Origin of the sequence: Mesorhizobium vachelliae (assembly GCF_033977325.1) — a bacterium.
In the GTDB taxonomy this organism is placed as follows: Bacteria; Pseudomonadota; Alphaproteobacteria; order Rhizobiales; family Rhizobiaceae; genus Mesorhizobium; species Mesorhizobium vachelliae.
This window is the reverse complement of the sequence record NZ_JAVIIR010000006.1, coordinates 341245-358889: the sequence shown is the minus strand read 5'-3', so window position 1 is coordinate 358889 and position 17645 is coordinate 341245. Positions and strand designations below refer to the sequence as shown.

Sequence of the window (17645 nt, the reverse complement as noted above, 5' to 3'; positions counted from 1 at the left end):
CTTGATCGCCGGCTACATCAATGCCGAAGGGACACACGCGCGGGTTGGTCCCCTGTAAAGCCCATTGAAGGTGGATACCTTGATTTCGCGCAAAATCATGGCGCGCCGGCGAGACCTGCGCCTAGCCGGGCAAAAGCATCATGATCGACGCTCCGGCCATCAGCGCCGTCGCCACCCAGCCCAGAATGACGATCGGCCAACCGGACGTGAAAGGCCCCATGACCGATCGGCTTGAAGCCAGCAATATGACCACCACCATGAGCGGCACCGCGACGATGCCGTTTATGACGGCGCTCCAGAACAGCGCCTTCATCGGGCTGATGGGCAGATATTGGATGGCCAGCGCTGCCAGGATGCTTACCGCGATGACGCCATAGAAGCCGCGGGCATCGCTGGCCTTGAGCTCTAGACCCTCCTGCCATCCCATCGCCTCCGCCAGCGCGTAAGCCGCCGACCCTGCCAGGACGGGCACACCGATCAATCCGACGCCCAGTATCCCGGTGGCAAAAAGCGCGAAGGCAAAATCGCCCGCCAGCGGCTGCAGGGCGCTGGCGGCCTGCGCCGCGGTTTCGATGTTCGTGATGCCGGCAACGTTCAGCGTTACCGCGGTCGCCAGGATGATGAAGTAGGATGTCGCATCCGAATAGAACATGCCGCTCCAGGTGTCCCAGCGCAACCGGCGCAGTTCGGTCCCCGATCGGGCCGCATCCTCGATGAGGGGAAGATCGCCCTTCATCTCTTCGACCTCCTCGGACGCCTGCCAGAAAAAGAGATAGGGGCTGATCGTCGTGCCGAAGATCGCCACCGCCACGGTGGCAGTCTCGGCGTTCATCGACAATCTGGGCCACACGGTGCGAAGCGCCACCTCGCTCCATGGGACATGCACCGTGAAGAGCACCGCGGCATAGGCAAGCAGCGACAGCGTCAGCCATTTGAGGAAATTCACGTAGCGGTGATACGGAACGAGCACCTGCAGGACCAACGTGCCGAAGGTGAAGAACAGTGTGGCCAGATGCCTGTTCATGCCGGTGACAAGTTCCGCGACCTCGCCCATGGCCGCTATGTCGGCGGCGATGTTCAGCGTGTTCGCGATAAGAAGCAAAACAACAACGAATTTGAGCACGAATGGCGGGAAGAACGCCTTTATGTTCGCTGCAAGCCCCTTGCCCGTAACACGGCCGATACGGCCGCACATCGACTGGACTGCCGCCATCAGCGGAAAGCAGAGCGGCATCGTCCAAAGCATGTTGAGACCGAACTGGGCGCCTGCCTGCGAATAGGTCGCAATCCCGCTCGGATCGTCGTCGGCCACGCCGGTGATCAAACCGGGCCCGACGCGCGCAAGAGGATGTTCCTTCAGGCCGCCGAGCAAACTCGATAGCTTGCCGCGCCCGGGTACTGCGCTGATGTTGTCGTCGACGATACCCATGGGCCGCCCGGAAAGGAATCCGCGCACTTGTAATCTCGACAGGCCCCGACGATCTTTGACCTCGCTCAAAGCATGGGGAAACGACACGCATAGGATGCGCTTGAATTCCGGCGCTGCGAGGTTTCCATGGCGGCCCTTTCTGCATCCGAACTGTTGCGGGCGTTGCCTGAACTGCGAGCGTTCGCCTTTTGCCTGATGGATGACCGGGATATTGCGGATGCTCTGGTCGAGGTGGTGCTTGTTCGTGGCTCCTGCAGATGGCTCCATAGCCTGTCTGCCGCCGCCTGCATCAGTTCGACATCAGCCGATTGAGCCAGATCTGCGCGCGCCATGCTTCATGGCATACGGGATTCGAAATGGATCACCTCGCCATCGACGACGAAGGCGCCGTTCCCGACATGATGGATGGTTTTCGGCTTCGGCTGACCTGGATCGACCCAGGCTTTGAGCACTTCCAGCACGAACAGATTGTATTTGTCGACCAGCCGCGTATCGACCACGCGGCATTCGAGGTTGGCGAAGCACTCGGCCACAAGCGGCGCCGACACCCGTTCGGCGGGAAGCGGCGTCAACCATGCCGTTGCGAACTTGTCCGTATCTCGGCCGGAGCAATTGCCGACCTTCACGACCTTCTCGGCAAGGCCGACGTCAGGGATTGCAATCACGCATTCCTTCGTTTGACGCAAGGCGAAGAACGAGAGGTCATTGCTTGATACGACGCAGGCAATCGTCGGCGGCGCGACCGCCACCATCGTGTGCCACGACATGGTCATGACATTCGAGCGGCCATGCGCGGATCGCGTCGAAAGCAGGACGACCGGACCGGGTTCGATGAGCCGATAGACTTCGGCAAGCGGCAATTCCTTCATATCCTTCTCTCGCCCCGCATCGACTGGCTGGTTATCCCGGCCTTGTCGCCGCCATCGCCGGTCGTTGCCTTGATCGGCGTCAAAACGAGATGCCGAACCCAATGTCCCAATGTCCCCAATGTCCCAATGTTCCCAACGTCCATGAGTCCATGAACCCGATTGATCGCGATCAATGCCGGCTTACGCCGGTCCTGCGATGATTGGATGGGATAAATAAGGAATTCATCCCGTGTCCGCTGAAGATATCTTGCTCTGGGGCGCTGTGCTTATCCTCGGGTTTATCGCTGGAGCCGCGATCTATTTCGAATCAGCGTCCTTCCGGAAGAGTGAACGCTTATCGGCAAGCCGTGGCCCCGGCCACCGCTCCCCGGCCTCGTCACCCGAGAACAAATCTGTAAAGCGAGGAGTCAAGGGAAAGACACCATGATCAGGAATCCGGAAGAGTTTCGTGCCCCCGAACCGCTGCCTTTCGCCCAGACCGGCCAAAAATTCCTGCGCGCTACCGCCGCGATGCAAGCGCACTCGATCCGCGCCTTGTTGCGCTACCAGATCGAAGGCGTGTCCTTCCTCAAACGGCGGTTCGAGGATGACCTCAAGCTTGTCGAGAAACTGACTGGTGGCGACGAATTCGTCGATGCCTTCGACGTGTTCGTGAACTTCATCCAGAACGCCGCGTCCGACTATGCGAACGAGGCCGGCAAATTCGCATCCATTGGAGCCAGGCTTGCCTCGGATACAGCAGGCCAAGTCCGCAAGGAGGCGGAAACAACGATGGACGATATGGCCGCGGCAACGCTTGCGACCTGAAAATGTTGCGATCAAGAAAAAGCGGGTGGAGACCAGCAAGGGAGCGCTCTTCCGTCCTCAGTCGTCAACACAAGGCGACGGACCCGGGAGACGGGGCAAGACCCGGGCGCGGTTTGGCCGCGGCAAGCTCCCAGTTGCCGCCGCTGCCAGACGAAGGGGCCGGGGGCATCTATCGCGATGCCGACAGGCTCTCGCATGCCCTGTTGGCGGCCTTCACCGCAGGGATTTCGCCGATCAGCCTCTTGCAGGCCTGGCAGGATTGGCTGCTCCATCTATCCACATCACCGGGCAAGCAGGCGGAGGTCTCCGCCAAGGCTTTCGAAAAGCTTGCGAGGTTGAGCGATTTTCTGTTTCGCTGCGGACTGGGGATGGGGTCCGCGACGCCGACGATCACGCCCTTGCCGCAAGATCGAAGGTTTCAGCACCAGGCGTGGCAGGCATTCCCCTTCAACGCCCAGCAGCAGGCCTTCCTGCTCTCCCAGCAATGGTGGCACAACGCGACCAGCGGACTCCCGGGAGTCGGGCGCAGGCACGAGCGTCTGGTCGAGTTCTACAGCCGGCAAATCCTGGATACCGTCTCGCCTTCGAACTTCCCGACGCTCAACCCGGAGGTCATCGACAAGACCTTCCGGAAAACTGGCGCCAATTTTGTCACCGGCGCCAACAACCTCGTCGAAGACCTTTTTCGCCTGATCGATGGCAGGCCACCGGCCGGCGCGGAAAACTTTCGGCCCGGCCTCGAGGTTGCCGCCACGCCGGGCGAGGTGATCCTCCGAAACGAACTGATCGAGTTGATCCGTTATGCCCCAATGACGGAAACAGTGAAGCATGAGCCGATCCTCATCGTTCCGGCCTGGATCATGAAATACTACATTCTCGATCTCTCGCCGCGGAATTCGCTGGTCCGCTACCTTGTTCAGAACGGCTACACGGTGTTCTGCATTTCCTGGCGCAATCCGGATGGCGATCAAGCTGATCTGTCACTGGATAACTATCGCCGCCTCGGTGTGCTGGCGGCCATGGATGCGGTCGAGGAGGCGACGGGCAGCGGCCGGATTCATGGGGCAGGCTACTGCCTTGGCGGGACGCTGCTGTCGATCGCCGCATCGGCTATGGCCCGTGACGGCGATCACCGGTTCGCCAGCCTGTCGCTTTTTGCCGCGCAAGTCGATTTCGAGGAACCGGGCGAACTCGGCCTCTTCGTCGACGAGAGCCAGATCACGCTGCTCGAGGACGTGATGTGGGCCGAAGGCACGCTCGATCAGCGCCGCATGGCTGGCGCCTTCCAGATGCTTCGCTCGCAGGATCTGATCTGGTCACACATCGTGCACGAATACCTGCTCGGCGAGCGCGCTCCGATGACCGATCTCATGGCTTGGAATGCCGACTCGACCCGCATGCCGTACCGCATGCAGTCGCAATATCTGCGGCAACTCTATTTGAACAACGATCTTGTCGGGGGACGCTTTTGCGTCGAGGGAAGGCCTGTTCATCTGGAGGACATTCGAGCCCCGGTGTTTGCTGTCGGCACCGAGACGGATCACGTCGCGCCGTGGCGCTCGGTGTTCAAGCTGACTTATCTTCTCGACACCGACATCGACTTCGTGCTGACGACCGGCGGACACAACGCGGGCATTGTTTCCGAGCCTGGCCATCCCGGCCGTTCCTACCGGCGGCTCAGTTGCCGCCATGCGGATATCCGTCCGGACGCGGATGAATGGGCGAAGAACGCGATCGCGACATATGGCTCCTGGTGGCCAGCCTGGGTTGAATGGTTGATGCGCCACTCCAGTCGTGAGGTCGCGGTCGACCGGTCCGACGCCGCGGGCGGCTCGAAGGCGATTTGCGCGGCGCCCGGTAGGTATGTCCTTGAGCGATAGAGCTTTTTCGACAGTTTGAGCCAGGTCAAGGTGTGGCGTCCATTCATCGCGTAATAGGATGCCATGAAACGTCGAACAGCATTCGAGATCCTGCCGTTTGCAGTCGTCTTCGCATTGCCTGCCTGGGCGGGCGATGGCTCTCAGATCGCCTACGGCAAGAGGCTGGTCGAAATGAACTGCGCGCGCTGCCATGCAATTGGCCCGACTGGCGCGAGCACCCACGCTGATGCTCCGCCCTTTCGTTCATTGCACCTGCGCTATCCGATCGAAGACCTGCAAGAAGCCCTGGCGGAGGGAATTTCCACTGGCCACCCGGACATGCCCGAGTTCGTGGCCGCCCCTGATCAGATCGAGGCCATCATCGCCTACATTGCGAGCCTCGGTCGATGATGAGGTCATTCAGGCCGGCATTCATGCGGCCCCGGCAACGCGCGATCCGCGGAAGAGGAGACGAAGAGGAGATGACGGATGAAACGTGGAATCGGAAGTGAGGACGCCGAGACGCCTGAACTGGCAATTCCCGTCCGGAAAGTCTGCTTCATAATCGCCAAGGCACATGAATTCGACGTCAAGGTTGCCGTTACCGAGCCGGATGCGGGATCCAATCCCACGGACGACAATGAAATCGCGGTGCTTCAGGACCACGATGACGATCCTGCGCGTGAAGAGCTTGGCTCGCTGATCTCGCAGCTCTCCATCGACGAGCAGATCGACCTCGTGGCATTGACGTGGCTCGGCAGGGATGGCGGCCAGGCGGCCGAATGGGAAGAGGTCCGCGAGCAGGCCGCCTACGCCCACAACAAACGCACGGCCCGCTATCTGTGCGGCAACCCGCTCCTGGGCGATCACCTTGCGGCCGGGCTCGATGCCCTCGGCCTGTCCTGCTCCGACTGAATCGAAGTTGATACGCATCAAGGCATGAAGCTCTCGATCCCGTCTTGAGAACGGTCCCTCTTCCTGCGAAGAGCGCCCGGACGGCTACATCGACATTTCCGGTTCGAGCGCACGCTCCTTGGGAGGCTCCGGAATCTCGGTCATGGTCGCTTCCGTCAGGAGCAGTACGCTGGCGACCGAGACGGCGTTCTCGATCGCGATGCGTACGACCTTGGTAGGGTCGATGATGCCCGCCTCGACCAGATCGACATATTCCTTGCGGCCGGCGTCGAAGCCGAAGTTTCCCTTGCCTTCGATCATCCTGGCGATGACCACGCCGCCATCGACCGCGGAATTTTCGGCGATCTGGCGCACCGGCACTTCGAGCGCGCGCTTCAGGATCTGGACGCCGGTGCGCTCGTCGCCTTCGCAACGCGCCTCTTCCTCGGTGACCGGGCCAATGCAGCGCAACAAAGCCAGCCCGCCGCCAGGCACGATGCCCTCCGCGACTGCCGCCTTGGTGGCGCTGATGGCGTCGTCGAGCGCTTCCTTCTTGGACTTCATTTCGGCCTCCGTCGGTGCGCCGACCTTGATGACGGCCACACCGCCGGCGAGCTTGGCAAGCCGCTCCTGAAGCTTCTCCCGATCATAGTCGCTGGTCGTGTCGCTGATCTCGCGGCGGATCTGCTCGACGCGCCCCTTGATGGCCGTCTGGTCTCCGCTGCCGCCGATGATAGTGGAGTTGTCCTTGTCGACGACCACGCGCTTGGCGCGCCCCAGCTGAGCCACCGTCACATTCTCGAGCTTCAGGCCGATGTCTTCGGAAATGACCTGACCGCCCGTCAGGACGGCGATGTCTTGCAACATGGCCTTGCGCCGGTCACCGAAGCCCGGCGCCTTCACGGCGCAGTTCTTGAACGTGCCGCGGATCTGGTTGACGATCAGCGTGGCAAGGGCCTCGCCCTCGACATCTTCCGCGATCACCAACAGAGGCGACCCTGATTTGGCCACGGCCTCCAGCAGCTTGATGAGATCGTTGAGCGAGGAAATCTTCTTCTCGACCATGAGAACGAGCGCGTCTTCCAGCACTGCTTCCATCTTCTCGGTGTCGGTCACGAAGTAGGGAGAAAGGAAGCCGTGGTCGAATTGCATGCCTTCGACCACGTCAAGGACGGTTTCGGTGGTCTTCGATTCCTCGACCGTGATGACACCTTCGCCGCCGACCTTCTCCATGGCCTCGCCGATCAGTTCGCCGATGAGCGGATCGTTGTGCGCGGAGATCGTCGCCACCTGTTCCTTCTCGCGCCTCGTCGAGACCGGCCGCGATATCTGTTGGAGCGTCTCGATCGCGCGCTTCGTTGCTCGGTCGAGTCCGCGCTTGATATCGATAGCGCTGGCGCCGGCAACGACGTTGCGCACGCCGTCGGCAAATATCGCATGGGCGAGGATGGTCGACGTGCTCGTACCGTCGCCGACCATGTCGCCGGTCTTCTCGGCCGCTTGTCTCAGCATGCGCGCGCCAAGGTTCTCCTCCGGGTCCTTCAGGTCGAATTCCTTGGCGATCGTCACCCCGTCATTGCAGACGATCGGCGCGCCCCATTTCCTTTCGATCAGAACCGACTTCGAACGCGGACCGAGCGTCACCCGCACGGCGTCTGCTAGTTGGGTCGCACCGCGAAGGATCTTCTCGCGTGCTGCCGAGCGGAACAATACCTGTTTGTGAGCCATGACAGTCTCCGAAGCCTGCCAACTCGTTCCAGCTAACAGCCATCTCTCGGATCGGCCTTGATGCGCATCAAAAGCGTTTCCGTTCATGTTGACGAGGATCAACGACGGCGGGCGCGTTACCTGTTGGATGGTGCCGATCCGATCCAGGACACGACCATGCAGACGAATGAAACGCCCCGATACGATGCCAGCGTCAACACCACGGGCTGTTCGAAGGCCCCTACAGCCAGGCAAGGCAGTGGCAAGATGAGATGCGGCAGATCGCACGCAACCGAAAATCGGAAGCGCACGACGTCTATTTCTTCTATACGACGTGCCCGAAATGTGCCGAGGCCTATGGGAAGAACTATGTCGTTGGCGTCGCGGCCGTGGCTTAGTACCTGCAGGTCAACGCGTTACGGTCACTCAAGGGGTTGAGATATCGGCTTGCTCCCAGGTCATGCGGGTCAATCTTCGCTCGTCCCTTGGAGGAGCTTTCGCAATGAGTCGAATTGGCGGTTTCCTGCTGGTCATGCTCATCGCCATGGCGACCACGAGCGGCGTGGCCTTCCTGCTTTACAGGAACGAGCTTGGGCGTCTGCGCCACGCCGCCAGCCGAGGCAGTCTGATCGCCAACCTCGACATCGGTCCGATCGAATACGCCGACAGCGGTGCGGGCATTCCGCTGCTGTCGATCCACGGCGCCGGCGGCGGTTTTGATCTGGGCCTCGCCATTGCTGCCGATCTTGTGGGTGGAGGCTTTCGGGTTATCGCGCCGTCGCGCTTCGGCTATCTGCGCACGCCCGTTCCGCGAGACCCCTCTCCAGCCGCGCAGGGCGACGCGCACGCAGCGCTGCTCGCGAGACTGAACGTTTCCAAAGCGGTGGTTGTCGGCGTTTCGGCCGGCGCCCGCTCGGCGGTCGAGCTAGCCCTGCGGCACCCTGACAAGGTTGCCGCTCTCGTTCTGATCGTCCCAGCCCTTTATTCGCCCACCAGCCCGGTCTCGATCAATGTGAGCCTCGGCAACAGGTTCGCATTCTGGGCCGTCAATGTCGGCGGCGATTTCGCATGGTGGGCCGCCGAGACCGTCGCACCGTCGATACTCATTCGCTTTCTCGGCGTTCGGCCGGCGCTGGTAGCGGTCGCGCCGCAGGCGGAGAGGGAACGCGTCATGAGCTTCGTCAGCAGCGTCGAGCCGCTGTCGCTGCGTTTCCCCGGAATCAAGATCGACAGCGTCCCCGAGCTGCATGAACTGCCGTTGCAGGAAATCACTGCACCGACAACGATCATCTCCGCGCGCGACGACCTGTTCAACACGCTGCCGGCGGCCGAATTCGCAGCCAGTAGGATCCCCGGTGCAAAGCTGGTCGTCTACGACACCGGTGGACATCTTTTGGTTGGACACGCGCAGCAAGTTCGCGAAGCAGTCCGCGTGTTCTTGGAGGGAGCGGGCGTGACCCGATAGTCCGGATAGCGGCGTCCAATGACCCAGGGGCCTAGGCGCCGAACCGCTACACGGTGGATAGAAGCCGCCGCTTTGCGTCTTACGGGCGGCGGTCCCGAAAACGGTTCCATGCATGCGCGCGGTTGGCGATTTGCACCGCTATCGGATGAAACGGAATCGGCTTCATGTTGGTAACCGGCAGCGACATCTGCTCGTCGGTGCGGCGGCCTGCCGCCCAGCGGCCGATCTCCTGGCCGAGCGACATCGAAAGCGCCACGCCGCGGCCCGAATACACGCCGCCAAACACAAGGCCAGGAGCCAACCGGTAGAGACGAGGCTTGCGATCGGGCACCACCGCGAAGGTGCCGTGCCAGTATTCCACCATCTCGGGCTCGCCACTGAAGGCCTGGAATGCCTTGCCGAGCATACGCGAGACCTTGGCGCGGCCGCGGCCGGCCTCATCCAACCAGAATGTATGCGTGCCGCCGCTGACCAGCCGGTTGTCGCGGTCGTAATGGAAGTATCGGAGGTCCTGGCGCATGTCGGACACGGCCGGGTTGCCGACAAGAATTCTGGCGCGCAATTCATCCGACAGCGGATCGGTCGCAGCCTGGAACACCTTGAAGGGCACCAGCGTCTTCTTCAGGCCCGGCCAGATGTCGCCGGTCAGCGCGTTGGTCGCGAGGATCACCTGCGGCGCGCTGACGCTTCCCGATCCGGTGAAGACGCGCCAGCCGCCTTGCAGCCGCTCGATCCGCACCGCGCGGGAGTTCTCGTGGACGGTCACACCTTCGCGTTCCAGGGCTGCCGCGAGACCGATTGTCATGGCGAATGGATTGATGTGGCCCGAATTGTGGACCATCCAACCACCTAGATAAGGGCTGCCGATGCGGGCGCTGACCTCGGAGCGATCAAGCCAGGAGACATCCGCGCCGAATGCTTTCCACTCGTCATGGAACTGACGAGCGCGGGCAAGGGTAGCCTCGGTGTGGGCGGGCTGGATCCAACCTTCCTGCACCTGATGGGCATCGATATTGAAGCGCTGCATCAGACCGAAGGCGACGCCGGCGGCGTCCGCCACCATGCGGTTGTAGCGCGCGCCGACGGTCTTGCCGTAGGCAGCCTCGAATTCCGATGGCGATGCCTTCGAATGATGCGAGATGACAAGACCGTTGTTGCGGCCGGAGGCGGCCGATCCGATCTCGTTGCCTTCCAACAGGACGACGTCGACCCCGCTGTCGCGCGCGCCAAGCGCCGCGGCCATGCCGGTGAAGCCGCCGCCGACAACCAGCACGTCGGTTTTCGCGTCGCCTTCGAGCGCAGGCGCCGTCTGTCGTGAAGTCGCGGTCTTGCGCCACAGATGCGGCGTCTTCCAGTCGACCTCAAACATGAAGGACAGTCTCGTTGACGCCGCCAAGGTAATGCTCGCTCAGCGCGGAGTGCTCGGCTATCTCCTGTGCTGGTCCGTGAAGCTTCACTTTGCCCGTGTTGAGAAGATAGGCGTAGTCGCCGCATTCCAGCGCGAGCTGGACGTTTTGCTCGACGAGCAGAATAGAAATGCCGTTGCGCGACAGGTCCAGGATGATGCGGAATATCTGATGGACGATCTTAGGCGCGAGGCCAAGGGACGGCTCGTCGAGCATCAGCAGCTTCGGTTCGGCCATCAGTGCGCGGCCGATTGCCAGCATCTGCTGCTGTCCGCCCGACATCCGGCTCGCCACGCTGTTGCGGCGCTCCTTCAGCACCGGGAAGAGATCGAACGCGTCGGCGCGCAGCGCCTCAAAGCTCCTGCCCGCTCGGCGGATGTGAGCGGCGACAAGGTTCTCTTCGACCGTCAGCCGCTGGAAGATCTGGCGGCCTTCCGGGCAATGGGTGATGCCGAGGCGCACGACCTGCTCCGGGCGCATGCCGGTGATGTCGCGCCCCTCGAAGGCAATCGAGCCCGCGCTCGGCCGTGCGACGCCGGAGATGGAGTTGAGCAACGTCGTTTTGCCCGCGCCGTTCGGACCAAGCACGACGACGATCTCGTTTGGATCGACCTCGATATCTATGTTTTCAAGAACGCCGACGCGCCCGTATCCCGAGCTGAGCCCGGCGATCCTGAGCAGCGGCCCGGATTTCGTCGATGTCATTGGCGGTTCCCAGATAGGCGAGTTGGACGTCGGGGCTCGCCTGCACCTCGGCGGGCGTGCCCTGGAAGAGCAGCTTGCCGTGATGCATGACGATGATGTTGTCGCAAAGCTTCATGACCAGATCCATGTCGTGCTCCACGACGATGGTGATCCTGTCGGGCACGCGCTGGGCAGCCAGCCTTGCGGTCAGTTCCGCGGTCTCGTGGTGGTTGAGACCAGCGGCCGGCTCGTCGAGCAGCAGCACACGCGGATCGCACACCAGGGCGCGGGCGATTTCCAGCATGCGCTGGCGGCCGTAGGGAAGGCTTCCGGCGTCAGCCTCCGCATAGCCTTGCAGGTCGAAGAAACGCAGGATGTCCATGCATTTCTCGCGTCGCCTTTCACGTCTGGCCGATGCGTAGGGAGGCCACACCACTTCCTTCCAGGTGCCGCCGACATCGGCCGGATAGAAGCACACTTCCAGGTTCTCGAGCACCGTCATCTGGTCGAAGAGCCGTATGTTCTGGTAGGTGCGGGCCACTCCGGAATTCGCGATCTGGTATTTCTTGAGCCTGTCGAGGCGCTTGCCGTCGAGGGCGATCGATCCCGAGGAAACGCTGTAGGAGCCGGCGGTCATGTTGATGAGCGTCGACTTGCCGGCGCCGTTCGGTCCGATCACGCCGTGTATGAGCCCGGGGGCGAAGGAGGTCGTCACGTCGTCGATGGCGACGACCTGCCCATATTGCTTCCGCAGCTTGTCGAAGACCAGGGTCATTTGCCGAAAAGCCTCCGGATGAGCTTGTCCGGCCCGAAGCTGCGCGGGACGATGCCGGCCGGGCGCACGATAATCAGGAAGATCATCAACAGGCCGAGGAAGAGAATGCGCCATTCGGCGAACTCGCGCAGCACCTCCGGCAAGAGCATCAGGATCGTCGCGCCCGCGACGATGCCCAGAATGTTGCCGATGCCGCCGACCACGATCATCAGCACGATCAGCACCGATTCCTGCAGCGTGAAGCTCTCCGGGCTGACGAAGCGCTGGGAGGCGGCGAAGATCGCCCCGGCGATCGAGCCGATCGTCGCGGACGTGGCGAAGGCGGCAAGCTTGGCATTGGTCGTGTTTATGCCGATGCCGCGCGCGGCGTCCTGATCTTCGCGGATGGCGGCCCAGGCCTTGCCGAGGATGGAACGCTCCAGACGCCAGACCAGCACGCCGGCCACCAGCACGGTGACGAGCAGCAGCCAGAAGAAGTCGATCGGGCGGGCAACCTGGATGCCAAGGATCGAGGCCTTGTCGAGGCGCGGTATCCCCTTGGGGCCGCCTGTGAGCCAGTCGAGATTGTTGATGATGATGCGGATGATCTCGCCGAAGCCGAGCGTGACGATGGCGAGATAGTCGCCGCGCAATCGAAGCACCGGTATGCCGAGCAGTATGCCGGTGATCGCGCCGAGGCAGGCTGCGACCAGGAGTATCGCCAGGAAAGGCCAATGCAGGTCGAGTTGCGGGCTGGCAAGCAGCGCGTAGCTGTATGCGCCCACCGCGTAGAAGGCGACGAAGCCCAGATCGAGCAGGCCGGTGTAGCCGATCACAATGTTGAGCCCGATGCCGAGCAGAATGTAGATCAGCAGGCTGTTGATGACGCGGACATAGTAGTTGGGCAGGAAGGGTGTCGCCACGATCAGCGCGATCGCGATGGCAAAAATAAGGAACGAAATGGCCCGGCCCGAATGTGGCCTGGCTGCGGCGAGGGTTTCGGCGACGGACATCAGAACTCCCTCTTGTACACGATGCTTTCCTCGGACACCGCTTCGCCCAATATGCCGGCGGGGCGGATCAGAAGCACGAGTATGAGGATCGCGAAGGAGAGCACGTCGCGGTATTCGGTGCCGAGCACGCCATGCGTGATCACCGGCAGCAGCGCCGTACCGCCGACCTCGACGAAGGCGAGGATGAAGGCGCCCAGCATGGCGCCGGGAATGGAGCCGATGCCGCCGAGGATCGCGGCGGTGAAGGCCTTCAGGCCGATGACGGCGCCCATCGTTGGTGTCATGATGCCGTAGTAGCTGGCATAGAGGATACCGCCCGCCGCGCCCAGCAGCGGCCCGACGAAGAACACCATCGAGATCGCGCCGTTGACGTTTATGCCCAGGAGCTGAGCTGTCGGGCGGCTTTCCGATACGGCCCGGACGATAATGCCGATGCGGCTGCGGTTGACGAGGAATTGCAGGCCGAACATCAGCGCGAAGGCCGCGATCAGGATGCCGATCTGCATGGAGGTGATGGTGCCGCCCAGCACCTGGTACCGGACGACTGGAAAGAAGCTCGGGAAGGAGACGGGCTGTGGGCCGGCAAGGATCTGGATGCCGGTGACCAGCGAGAGCGATACGCCGAGCGAGGAGAGCATCGGCGCAAGCCGGGTGGAATTCCTCAAGGGCTTGTAGGCGATCCTCTCGATGCCGACACCGATGACACCCACCAGGAAGATGGCGATGACGAAGGCCGCCGTGAGCGCGATCGCGCCCGCGGCGCCGACGGTGCCGATCGTCATGCTGAGCACCAGGAAGGCCACGTAGGCGCCGAGCATGAACATTTCGCCATGGGCGAAATTGATCATGCGCAGCACGCCGTAGACCATCGTATAACCGAGAGCGATCAGCGCGTAGATCGAGCCGATCGTCAGGGCATTGACCGTTTGTTGGATGAGGCTTCCCAGCATGGGCCGGCATCCTGTTCAGTAGGTTCCGCCCGGCTGGCGGAGCCGGGGAAAGGAATAATCGACACGGCCGCGCTTCTGTAGAGCGCGGCCGCAAACAGACAGGGAGGCCGCCGCCGAGGCGAGCGAATCCTGCGCATGCCTATTTCTGGCCGACCAGTTTGAAGTCCGAGCCGTCGACCTTGTAGAGGTAGGACGGGGCGACTTTGAGTTCGCCAGTGTCGTCGAACTCCAGTTCGCCCACGGCGGTCTTGACCTTGACCCCATGCAGCGCGGCGTTCAAGTCCTCGCGCGTCAGCCCCTTGGTCGTCTTGAGCACCTGTTCGAGGATTTGGCCCTGCACGTAGCCGTAGATCGAATATGGCCCGGCGTCCTCGCCATACTTGGCCTTATAGAGCTTGGCGAAATCCGCGATCTCGGGCGAAGCATCCATCGGCGGAACCTGGATGGCGACAAGGGCGCCCTGGACGTTGGCCTCGCCGGCCTGCTTGATAAGGTCCGGGGTATAGCCGCCGTCCGGCACCATCAGCGTCGCGGTTATACCCTGTTCGTGCATCTGCTTGGCGAACAGCGCAAGCTGCGGCATCACGGCGCCAAGATAGATAGCGTCCGGTTTCTTGGTCTTGATCTGGGCCAGCACGGCGGTGAAGTCGACGTCGGTCGGCGCGACCGCCAGGGTGTCGAGGACCTTGCCGCCCCCCGCTTCGAAGTTCTTGGCGAATATCTCGGAAATCCCCTGTCCGAAGACCTGCTTGTCGTTGACGATGACGGACGTCTTCGCGCCGAGCTTGCCCAGGGCATATTCGGCCGGCAACAGCGCACCCGCCAGGTCGTTGGCAACAGGGCGCACCATGAACTTGTAGCCTTGCTTGGTCAGCGACGGGTTCGAGCCGAAGGTCATGGTCGGCAGCGAGCAGTCTTCGTAGATCGGCAGCGTCGACTGGGCAACGCCGGAATTGAAATTCACAAGACCAAGCACGACCTTGTCGTTGTCGCAGAATTTCTGGGCGACGAGTGTTCCCTCGCGCGGGTCGGCTTTGTCGTCCTGCTGGTCGTAGGCAATGGTGACGCCGTTGACGCCGCCATTCGCGTTCAGTTTGTCGACATAGAGCTTGAAGCCATTGTGCCAGGTGTTGCCGAAATACGCCTGCGGGCCGGAAAGCGGCGCGGCCATGCCGACGGTAATCTGCTCCGCCATGGCGGGTGCCGCGAAGAGTGAGGCGCCGAGAAGGAGTGCGGCGGTAAGTTTTCTCATGAAGGTTCCCCTTAGCTGCTGTCACGTGAGGGCGGCCGTTCCGGTCTTCTCCCCTCGTTGCCAGCGCATCGAAGCAGACAAAGGAGTGTCAGTCAAGAAAGTGTCGACACTATTGCGTTCAATCTTGTGGTCAGATACCGTTCAGGCATCGCGGACCTTTCGGCGACGCTTCAAATCGGCGGCATTGTCGGGCGCAAAAACCTTGAGTAGCGCGTCCTTGAGCGCCTGCTGCGTGGCGGAGACGGTCATTTCGATATGTTCGCGCAACAGTTTCATGCCTTCCTCGGCATCTCGTTTGACGGCGGCGGCGACGATCCCCGAATGGAAGGTGACTTGCCCCTTGTCGTGCGAAGGGTGCTCGATCTGGATACGACGGATGAAGCGGATGCGCGCATTGATCGAGGCGAGTTGCGCGACAAGTTCGGGATTTCCCGAGAGCTCGGCGATCAGCAGATGGAAGCCTTCGTCCTCAGCCAGAATGATGTCGGCCGGCTGGTCTCGATAGCCGTCGACGATCGCCTCCCAATATTTCCGCAGCCGATCGATTTCGCGGTCTTCGGCGCGCTCGCACATCAGTTTGAAAGCGGCGCATTCAATGATGGAGCGCAGCTCATAGAGATCGAGCAAGCCCTCGGTGCTGAGGCTCCTTACGAAGAAGCCGCGATTGGGCGTGAGCGAAACGAAGCCTTCGGAAGCGAGCCGGTTCAACGCCTCGCGGATTGGCGTGCGCGAGACACCCAGGCTGCGCGAAAGCTGGACCTCATTGATGCGCTCACCGGGCTTGAGCGTGAACTCCACGAGATGCTTGCGGATCGTGAGATAGGCACGTTCGCTGCTGTCGGCGCTGCGTCGCGTTTCGGCCTCGTTCATAGCGGGCTGGTCGCTGTCGGCGTCGCCCTCAACTCGTTCGGTCATGAAAGTTCCTATCGGATTTGTCTGCAGGTTGTGTCGACACTTTGCTGCTCACACTTCTTCCGCAAGTTCATACGAATGGCAAGCGGCGCTTCGGGGAGAGGGAAATGATCATTGGCATTCTTGGCGTCGGGCATCTGGCTGCTTCCATGCTGACCGGGTTTCTGCGGTCCGGGTTGGATCCGGCGGCAATCATCCTGTCTCCACGCGGCAAGGCCGCGGCCCTTGCGGCCCAGCACGGCTTTCGGCTCGCGGCCGACAATCGAGAACTCGTTGAGGTTTCCGATATCGTCCTCGTCGCCGTGCGGCCCATCCATGCGCCGGAGGCAGTCAGCGGCTTGCCGTGGCGAGTGGGACAGACCGTGATATCGGTTTGCGCCGGCGTGCCGCTGGCCAGTTTGCATGTTGAGCCGGCGCGTATCGTTCGCGCCATGCCGCTCACTGCTTCCGAGATCGAGGCCAGTCCGACAGTCTACTATCCCGACCTGGAGCAGGCGAGGGCGGTGCTGGACCGGCTCGGCCCCTCGATAGTACTCGCCAGCGAGAAGGATTTCGAGGTCGCGACGGTCAGTGCCGCGGTCTACGGTTGGGCACAGGACCTCATCCGCAGGACGGCGGAATGGTCGAGCGCCCAAGGCCTCGATCCCACGGCGGCTCGCCGGCTAGCGGCAAGGACCTTCGTTGCGGCTGGGCGACTGATCGCCGAAAAGGGAGACCCAATGGAGCAGATGCTGCAGGAACTGGTGACGCCGGATGGGATCACCGAGCGAGGGCTGCAGGTTCTCTCGGCGCGCGAGGTGCCGATGGCCTGGGAAGAGGCCTGCATGGCGGTTCTCGCGAAGCTGACCGGCGGGCCTGCCGATACATAGAAGCGGCGACGCGGGGCCGGTCATCGAAGCGGCGGCGGCGGGTATTTCTGGCCCCCGGCCGCCTGTTCGCTCGGCGCGATGGTCAATTCCGCTATGTCGACATGGTCAGGCATCCGCAGCGCTGAAACAAGCGCGGCGGCAATGTCGGCCGGGCGCAATGGCCGTTGCTCGCAATACATGCGCTTGCGCAGGCCTTCGCGGTCTCCGTCAAAGGCCTTGAGATAGAAATCCGTCTCAACGCGTCCAGGTGCGATTTCGGTCAGCCTCACGCCGGTGCCTGCAAGATCGAAGCGCAGGATGCGGCCCGCTTGCGACAGGCCGGCCTTTGCCGCGCCATAGGCTGTCGTACCGGCAAAGATACCGCTGGCCGCCGTGCTGGTCAGGGTGAAGATGTGGCCGCGCTTGCGCGCGATCATGCCGGGCAGGAGAATGCGGATCAACTGCAGCGGCGCGGTGAGATTCAGTTCCACCACCTCCGCCGTCTCTTCGGCGCTTTGTTCATGCAAGGGGCGCACGGTCGCCAAGCCGCCGGCGTTGTTGACCAGCACGTCGATTTCGGCGGTATCCAGCGCGGACATGATTGCTTCGCCATCGCGAACGTCGGTTGCAATGGGCTTGACCTGCGGCCCAAGCCGCTCCCGCAAGGCAAGCAGCGCATCACCGTTGCGCGCCAGCGCATAAACCGTCAGCCCTTCCGCCACGAGGCTCTCAACGATCGCCGCGCCAATGCCTTTGGAGGCTCCGGTGACGAGGGCGGTGCGATAGTCCATGCGCG

General features: G+C 62.3%; 19 protein-coding genes. 8 read left to right on the top strand and 11 right to left on the bottom strand.

The genetic code is table 11. The features are described 5' to 3' along the window. Positions 1 to 121: 121 nt before the first annotated feature. A complete protein-coding gene (locus RFM41_RS15880) occupies positions 122 to 1429 on the bottom strand; it encodes an NRAMP family divalent metal transporter (protein ID WP_320250122.1) in 1308 nt (435 codons plus the stop codon). Positions 1430 to 1555: 126 nt separating this feature from the next. Between RFM41_RS15880 and RFM41_RS15875 the strand changes: the two genes are divergently transcribed. After that, a complete protein-coding gene (locus RFM41_RS15875) occupies positions 1556 to 1741 on the top strand; it encodes a hypothetical protein (RefSeq protein WP_320250120.1) in 186 nt (61 codons plus the stop codon). Positions 1742 to 1764: 23 nt separating this feature from the next. Here RFM41_RS15875 and RFM41_RS15870 read toward each other — a convergent pair whose 3' ends face one another. Next, positions 1765 to 2298 (bottom strand): flavin reductase family protein, encoded by a 534-nt coding sequence (locus RFM41_RS15870; RefSeq protein ID WP_320250118.1) that lies wholly within the window; start codon positions 2296 to 2298, stop codon positions 1765 to 1767. A gap of 423 nt (positions 2299 to 2721) precedes the next feature. Between RFM41_RS15870 and RFM41_RS15865 the strand changes: the two genes are divergently transcribed. The 4 genes from RFM41_RS15865 to RFM41_RS15850 all read left to right on the top strand — a co-directional run bounded on the left by RFM41_RS15865 (position 2722) and on the right by RFM41_RS15850 (position 5879). After that, on the top strand, positions 2722 to 3105 hold the full coding sequence (locus RFM41_RS15865) for a phasin family protein (protein ID WP_320250116.1): 384 nt from the start codon (positions 2722 to 2724) through the stop codon (positions 3103 to 3105). A gap of 113 nt (positions 3106 to 3218) precedes the next feature. Beyond that, positions 3219 to 4985: a PHA/PHB synthase family protein gene (locus RFM41_RS15860; RefSeq protein ID WP_320250114.1), complete on the top strand. Its 1767-nt coding sequence runs from the start codon at positions 3219 to 3221 to the stop codon at positions 4983 to 4985. Between the two features lie 63 nt (positions 4986 to 5048). Next, the gene (locus RFM41_RS15855; protein WP_320250112.1) at positions 5049 to 5375 is read left to right on the top strand and encodes a c-type cytochrome; all 327 of its coding nucleotides are present in this window, start codon (positions 5049 to 5051) and stop codon (positions 5373 to 5375) included. A 78-nt stretch (positions 5376 to 5453) separates the two neighbouring features. Then, positions 5454 to 5879, top strand: coding sequence for a DUF3775 domain-containing protein (locus RFM41_RS15850; protein ID WP_320250110.1), 426 nt, complete (start codon positions 5454 to 5456; stop codon positions 5877 to 5879). An 84-nt stretch (positions 5880 to 5963) separates the two neighbouring features. On the opposite strand, the gene groL is transcribed toward RFM41_RS15850, so the two are convergent. Next, complete coding sequence (groL, locus tag RFM41_RS15845) at positions 5964 to 7586, bottom strand: chaperonin GroEL (protein ID WP_320250109.1); 1623 nt, start codon at positions 7584 to 7586, stop codon at positions 5964 to 5966. Positions 7587 to 7765: 179 nt separating this feature from the next. On the opposite strand from groL, the gene RFM41_RS15840 reads away from it, so the two are divergent. Both RFM41_RS15840 and RFM41_RS15835 read left to right on the top strand, forming a co-directional pair. Next, entirely contained in the window at positions 7766 to 7963 is a 198-nt protein-coding gene (locus RFM41_RS15840) for a hydrolase (RefSeq protein WP_320250164.1), read from the top strand. 104 nt (positions 7964 to 8067) lie between these two features. Then, on the top strand, positions 8068 to 9030 hold the full coding sequence (locus RFM41_RS15835) for an alpha/beta fold hydrolase (protein WP_320250107.1): 963 nt from the start codon (positions 8068 to 8070) through the stop codon (positions 9028 to 9030). Positions 9031 to 9109: 79 nt separating this feature from the next. Here RFM41_RS15835 and RFM41_RS15830 read toward each other — a convergent pair whose 3' ends face one another. The 7 genes from RFM41_RS15830 to RFM41_RS15800 all read right to left on the bottom strand — a co-directional run bounded on the left by RFM41_RS15830 (position 9110) and on the right by RFM41_RS15800 (position 16004). After that, positions 9110 to 10399, bottom strand: a complete 1290-nt coding sequence (locus RFM41_RS15830; protein ID WP_320250106.1) for an NAD(P)/FAD-dependent oxidoreductase — start codon at positions 10397 to 10399, stop codon at positions 9110 to 9112. Continuing rightward, positions 10392 to 11141 carry an ABC transporter ATP-binding protein gene (locus RFM41_RS15825; RefSeq protein ID WP_320250105.1) on the bottom strand — a complete coding sequence of 250 codons (750 nt, stop codon included), beginning with the start codon at positions 11139 to 11141 and terminating at the stop codon, positions 10392 to 10394. Before RFM41_RS15825 ends, RFM41_RS15830 begins: the two co-directional genes overlap by 8 nt. Beyond that, positions 11065 to 11895 carry an ABC transporter ATP-binding protein gene (locus RFM41_RS15820; protein WP_320250104.1) on the bottom strand — a complete coding sequence of 277 codons (831 nt, stop codon included), beginning with the start codon at positions 11893 to 11895 and terminating at the stop codon, positions 11065 to 11067. The genes RFM41_RS15825 and RFM41_RS15820 overlap by 77 nt, the downstream gene beginning before the upstream one ends. Then, positions 11892 to 12887, bottom strand: a complete 996-nt coding sequence (locus RFM41_RS15815) for a branched-chain amino acid ABC transporter permease (RefSeq protein WP_320250102.1) — start codon at positions 12885 to 12887, stop codon at positions 11892 to 11894. Before RFM41_RS15815 ends, RFM41_RS15820 begins: the two co-directional genes overlap by 4 nt. Continuing rightward, positions 12887 to 13837 (bottom strand): branched-chain amino acid ABC transporter permease, encoded by a 951-nt coding sequence (locus tag RFM41_RS15810; protein WP_320250100.1) that lies wholly within the window; start codon positions 13835 to 13837, stop codon positions 12887 to 12889. The genes RFM41_RS15815 and RFM41_RS15810 overlap by 1 nt, the downstream gene beginning before the upstream one ends. A gap of 139 nt (positions 13838 to 13976) precedes the next feature. Continuing rightward, on the bottom strand, positions 13977 to 15089 hold the full coding sequence (locus RFM41_RS15805) for a branched-chain amino acid ABC transporter substrate-binding protein (protein WP_320250098.1): 1113 nt from the start codon (positions 15087 to 15089) through the stop codon (positions 13977 to 13979). A gap of 141 nt (positions 15090 to 15230) precedes the next feature. Next, positions 15231 to 16004 (bottom strand): GntR family transcriptional regulator, encoded by a 774-nt coding sequence (locus tag RFM41_RS15800; protein ID WP_320250096.1) that lies wholly within the window; start codon positions 16002 to 16004, stop codon positions 15231 to 15233. A gap of 104 nt (positions 16005 to 16108) precedes the next feature. Between RFM41_RS15800 and RFM41_RS15795 the strand changes: the two genes are divergently transcribed. After that, on the top strand, positions 16109 to 16870 hold the full coding sequence (locus tag RFM41_RS15795) for a pyrroline-5-carboxylate reductase family protein (RefSeq protein ID WP_320250094.1): 762 nt from the start codon (positions 16109 to 16111) through the stop codon (positions 16868 to 16870). Positions 16871 to 16890: 20 nt separating this feature from the next. On the opposite strand, the gene RFM41_RS15790 is transcribed toward RFM41_RS15795, so the two are convergent. Next, positions 16891 to 17640, bottom strand: a complete 750-nt coding sequence (locus RFM41_RS15790; RefSeq protein WP_320250092.1) for an SDR family oxidoreductase — start codon at positions 17638 to 17640, stop codon at positions 16891 to 16893. Positions 17641 to 17645: the final 5 nt, after the last annotated feature.

Coding starts and splice junctions, on each gene's coding strand:
- RFM41_RS15820 (WP_320250104.1), bottom strand. CDS start 11,895: ATGACCCTGGTCTTCGACAAGCTGCGGAAGCAATATGGGCAGGTCGTC.
- RFM41_RS15865 (WP_320250116.1), top strand. CDS start 2,722: ATGATCAGGAATCCGGAAGAGTTTCGTGCCCCCGAACCGCTGCCTTTC.
- RFM41_RS15800 (WP_320250096.1), bottom strand. CDS start 16,004: ATGACCGAACGAGTTGAGGGCGACGCCGACAGCGACCAGCCCGCTATG.
- RFM41_RS15790 (WP_320250092.1), bottom strand. CDS start 17,640: ATGGACTATCGCACCGCCCTCGTCACCGGAGCCTCCAAAGGCATTGGC.
- RFM41_RS15810 (WP_320250100.1), bottom strand. CDS start 13,837: ATGCTGGGAAGCCTCATCCAACAAACGGTCAATGCCCTGACGATCGGC.
- RFM41_RS15855 (WP_320250112.1), top strand. CDS start 5,049: ATGAAACGTCGAACAGCATTCGAGATCCTGCCGTTTGCAGTCGTCTTC.
- RFM41_RS15875 (WP_320250120.1), top strand. CDS start 1,556: ATGGCGGCCCTTTCTGCATCCGAACTGTTGCGGGCGTTGCCTGAACTG.
- groL (WP_320250109.1), bottom strand. CDS start 7,586: ATGGCTCACAAACAGGTATTGTTCCGCTCGGCAGCACGCGAGAAGATC.
- RFM41_RS15805 (WP_320250098.1), bottom strand. CDS start 15,089: ATGAGAAAACTTACCGCCGCACTCCTTCTCGGCGCCTCACTCTTCGCG.
- RFM41_RS15825 (WP_320250105.1), bottom strand. CDS start 11,141: ATGACATCGACGAAATCCGGGCCGCTGCTCAGGATCGCCGGGCTCAGC.
- RFM41_RS15795 (WP_320250094.1), top strand. CDS start 16,109: ATGATCATTGGCATTCTTGGCGTCGGGCATCTGGCTGCTTCCATGCTG.
- RFM41_RS15850 (WP_320250110.1), top strand. CDS start 5,454: ATGAAACGTGGAATCGGAAGTGAGGACGCCGAGACGCCTGAACTGGCA.
- RFM41_RS15880 (WP_320250122.1), bottom strand. CDS start 1,429: ATGGGTATCGTCGACGACAACATCAGCGCAGTACCCGGGCGCGGCAAG.
- RFM41_RS15830 (WP_320250106.1), bottom strand. CDS start 10,399: ATGTTTGAGGTCGACTGGAAGACGCCGCATCTGTGGCGCAAGACCGCG.
- RFM41_RS15815 (WP_320250102.1), bottom strand. CDS start 12,887: ATGTCCGTCGCCGAAACCCTCGCCGCAGCCAGGCCACATTCGGGCCGG.
- RFM41_RS15870 (WP_320250118.1), bottom strand. CDS start 2,298: ATGAAGGAATTGCCGCTTGCCGAAGTCTATCGGCTCATCGAACCCGGT.
- RFM41_RS15835 (WP_320250107.1), top strand. CDS start 8,068: ATGAGTCGAATTGGCGGTTTCCTGCTGGTCATGCTCATCGCCATGGCG.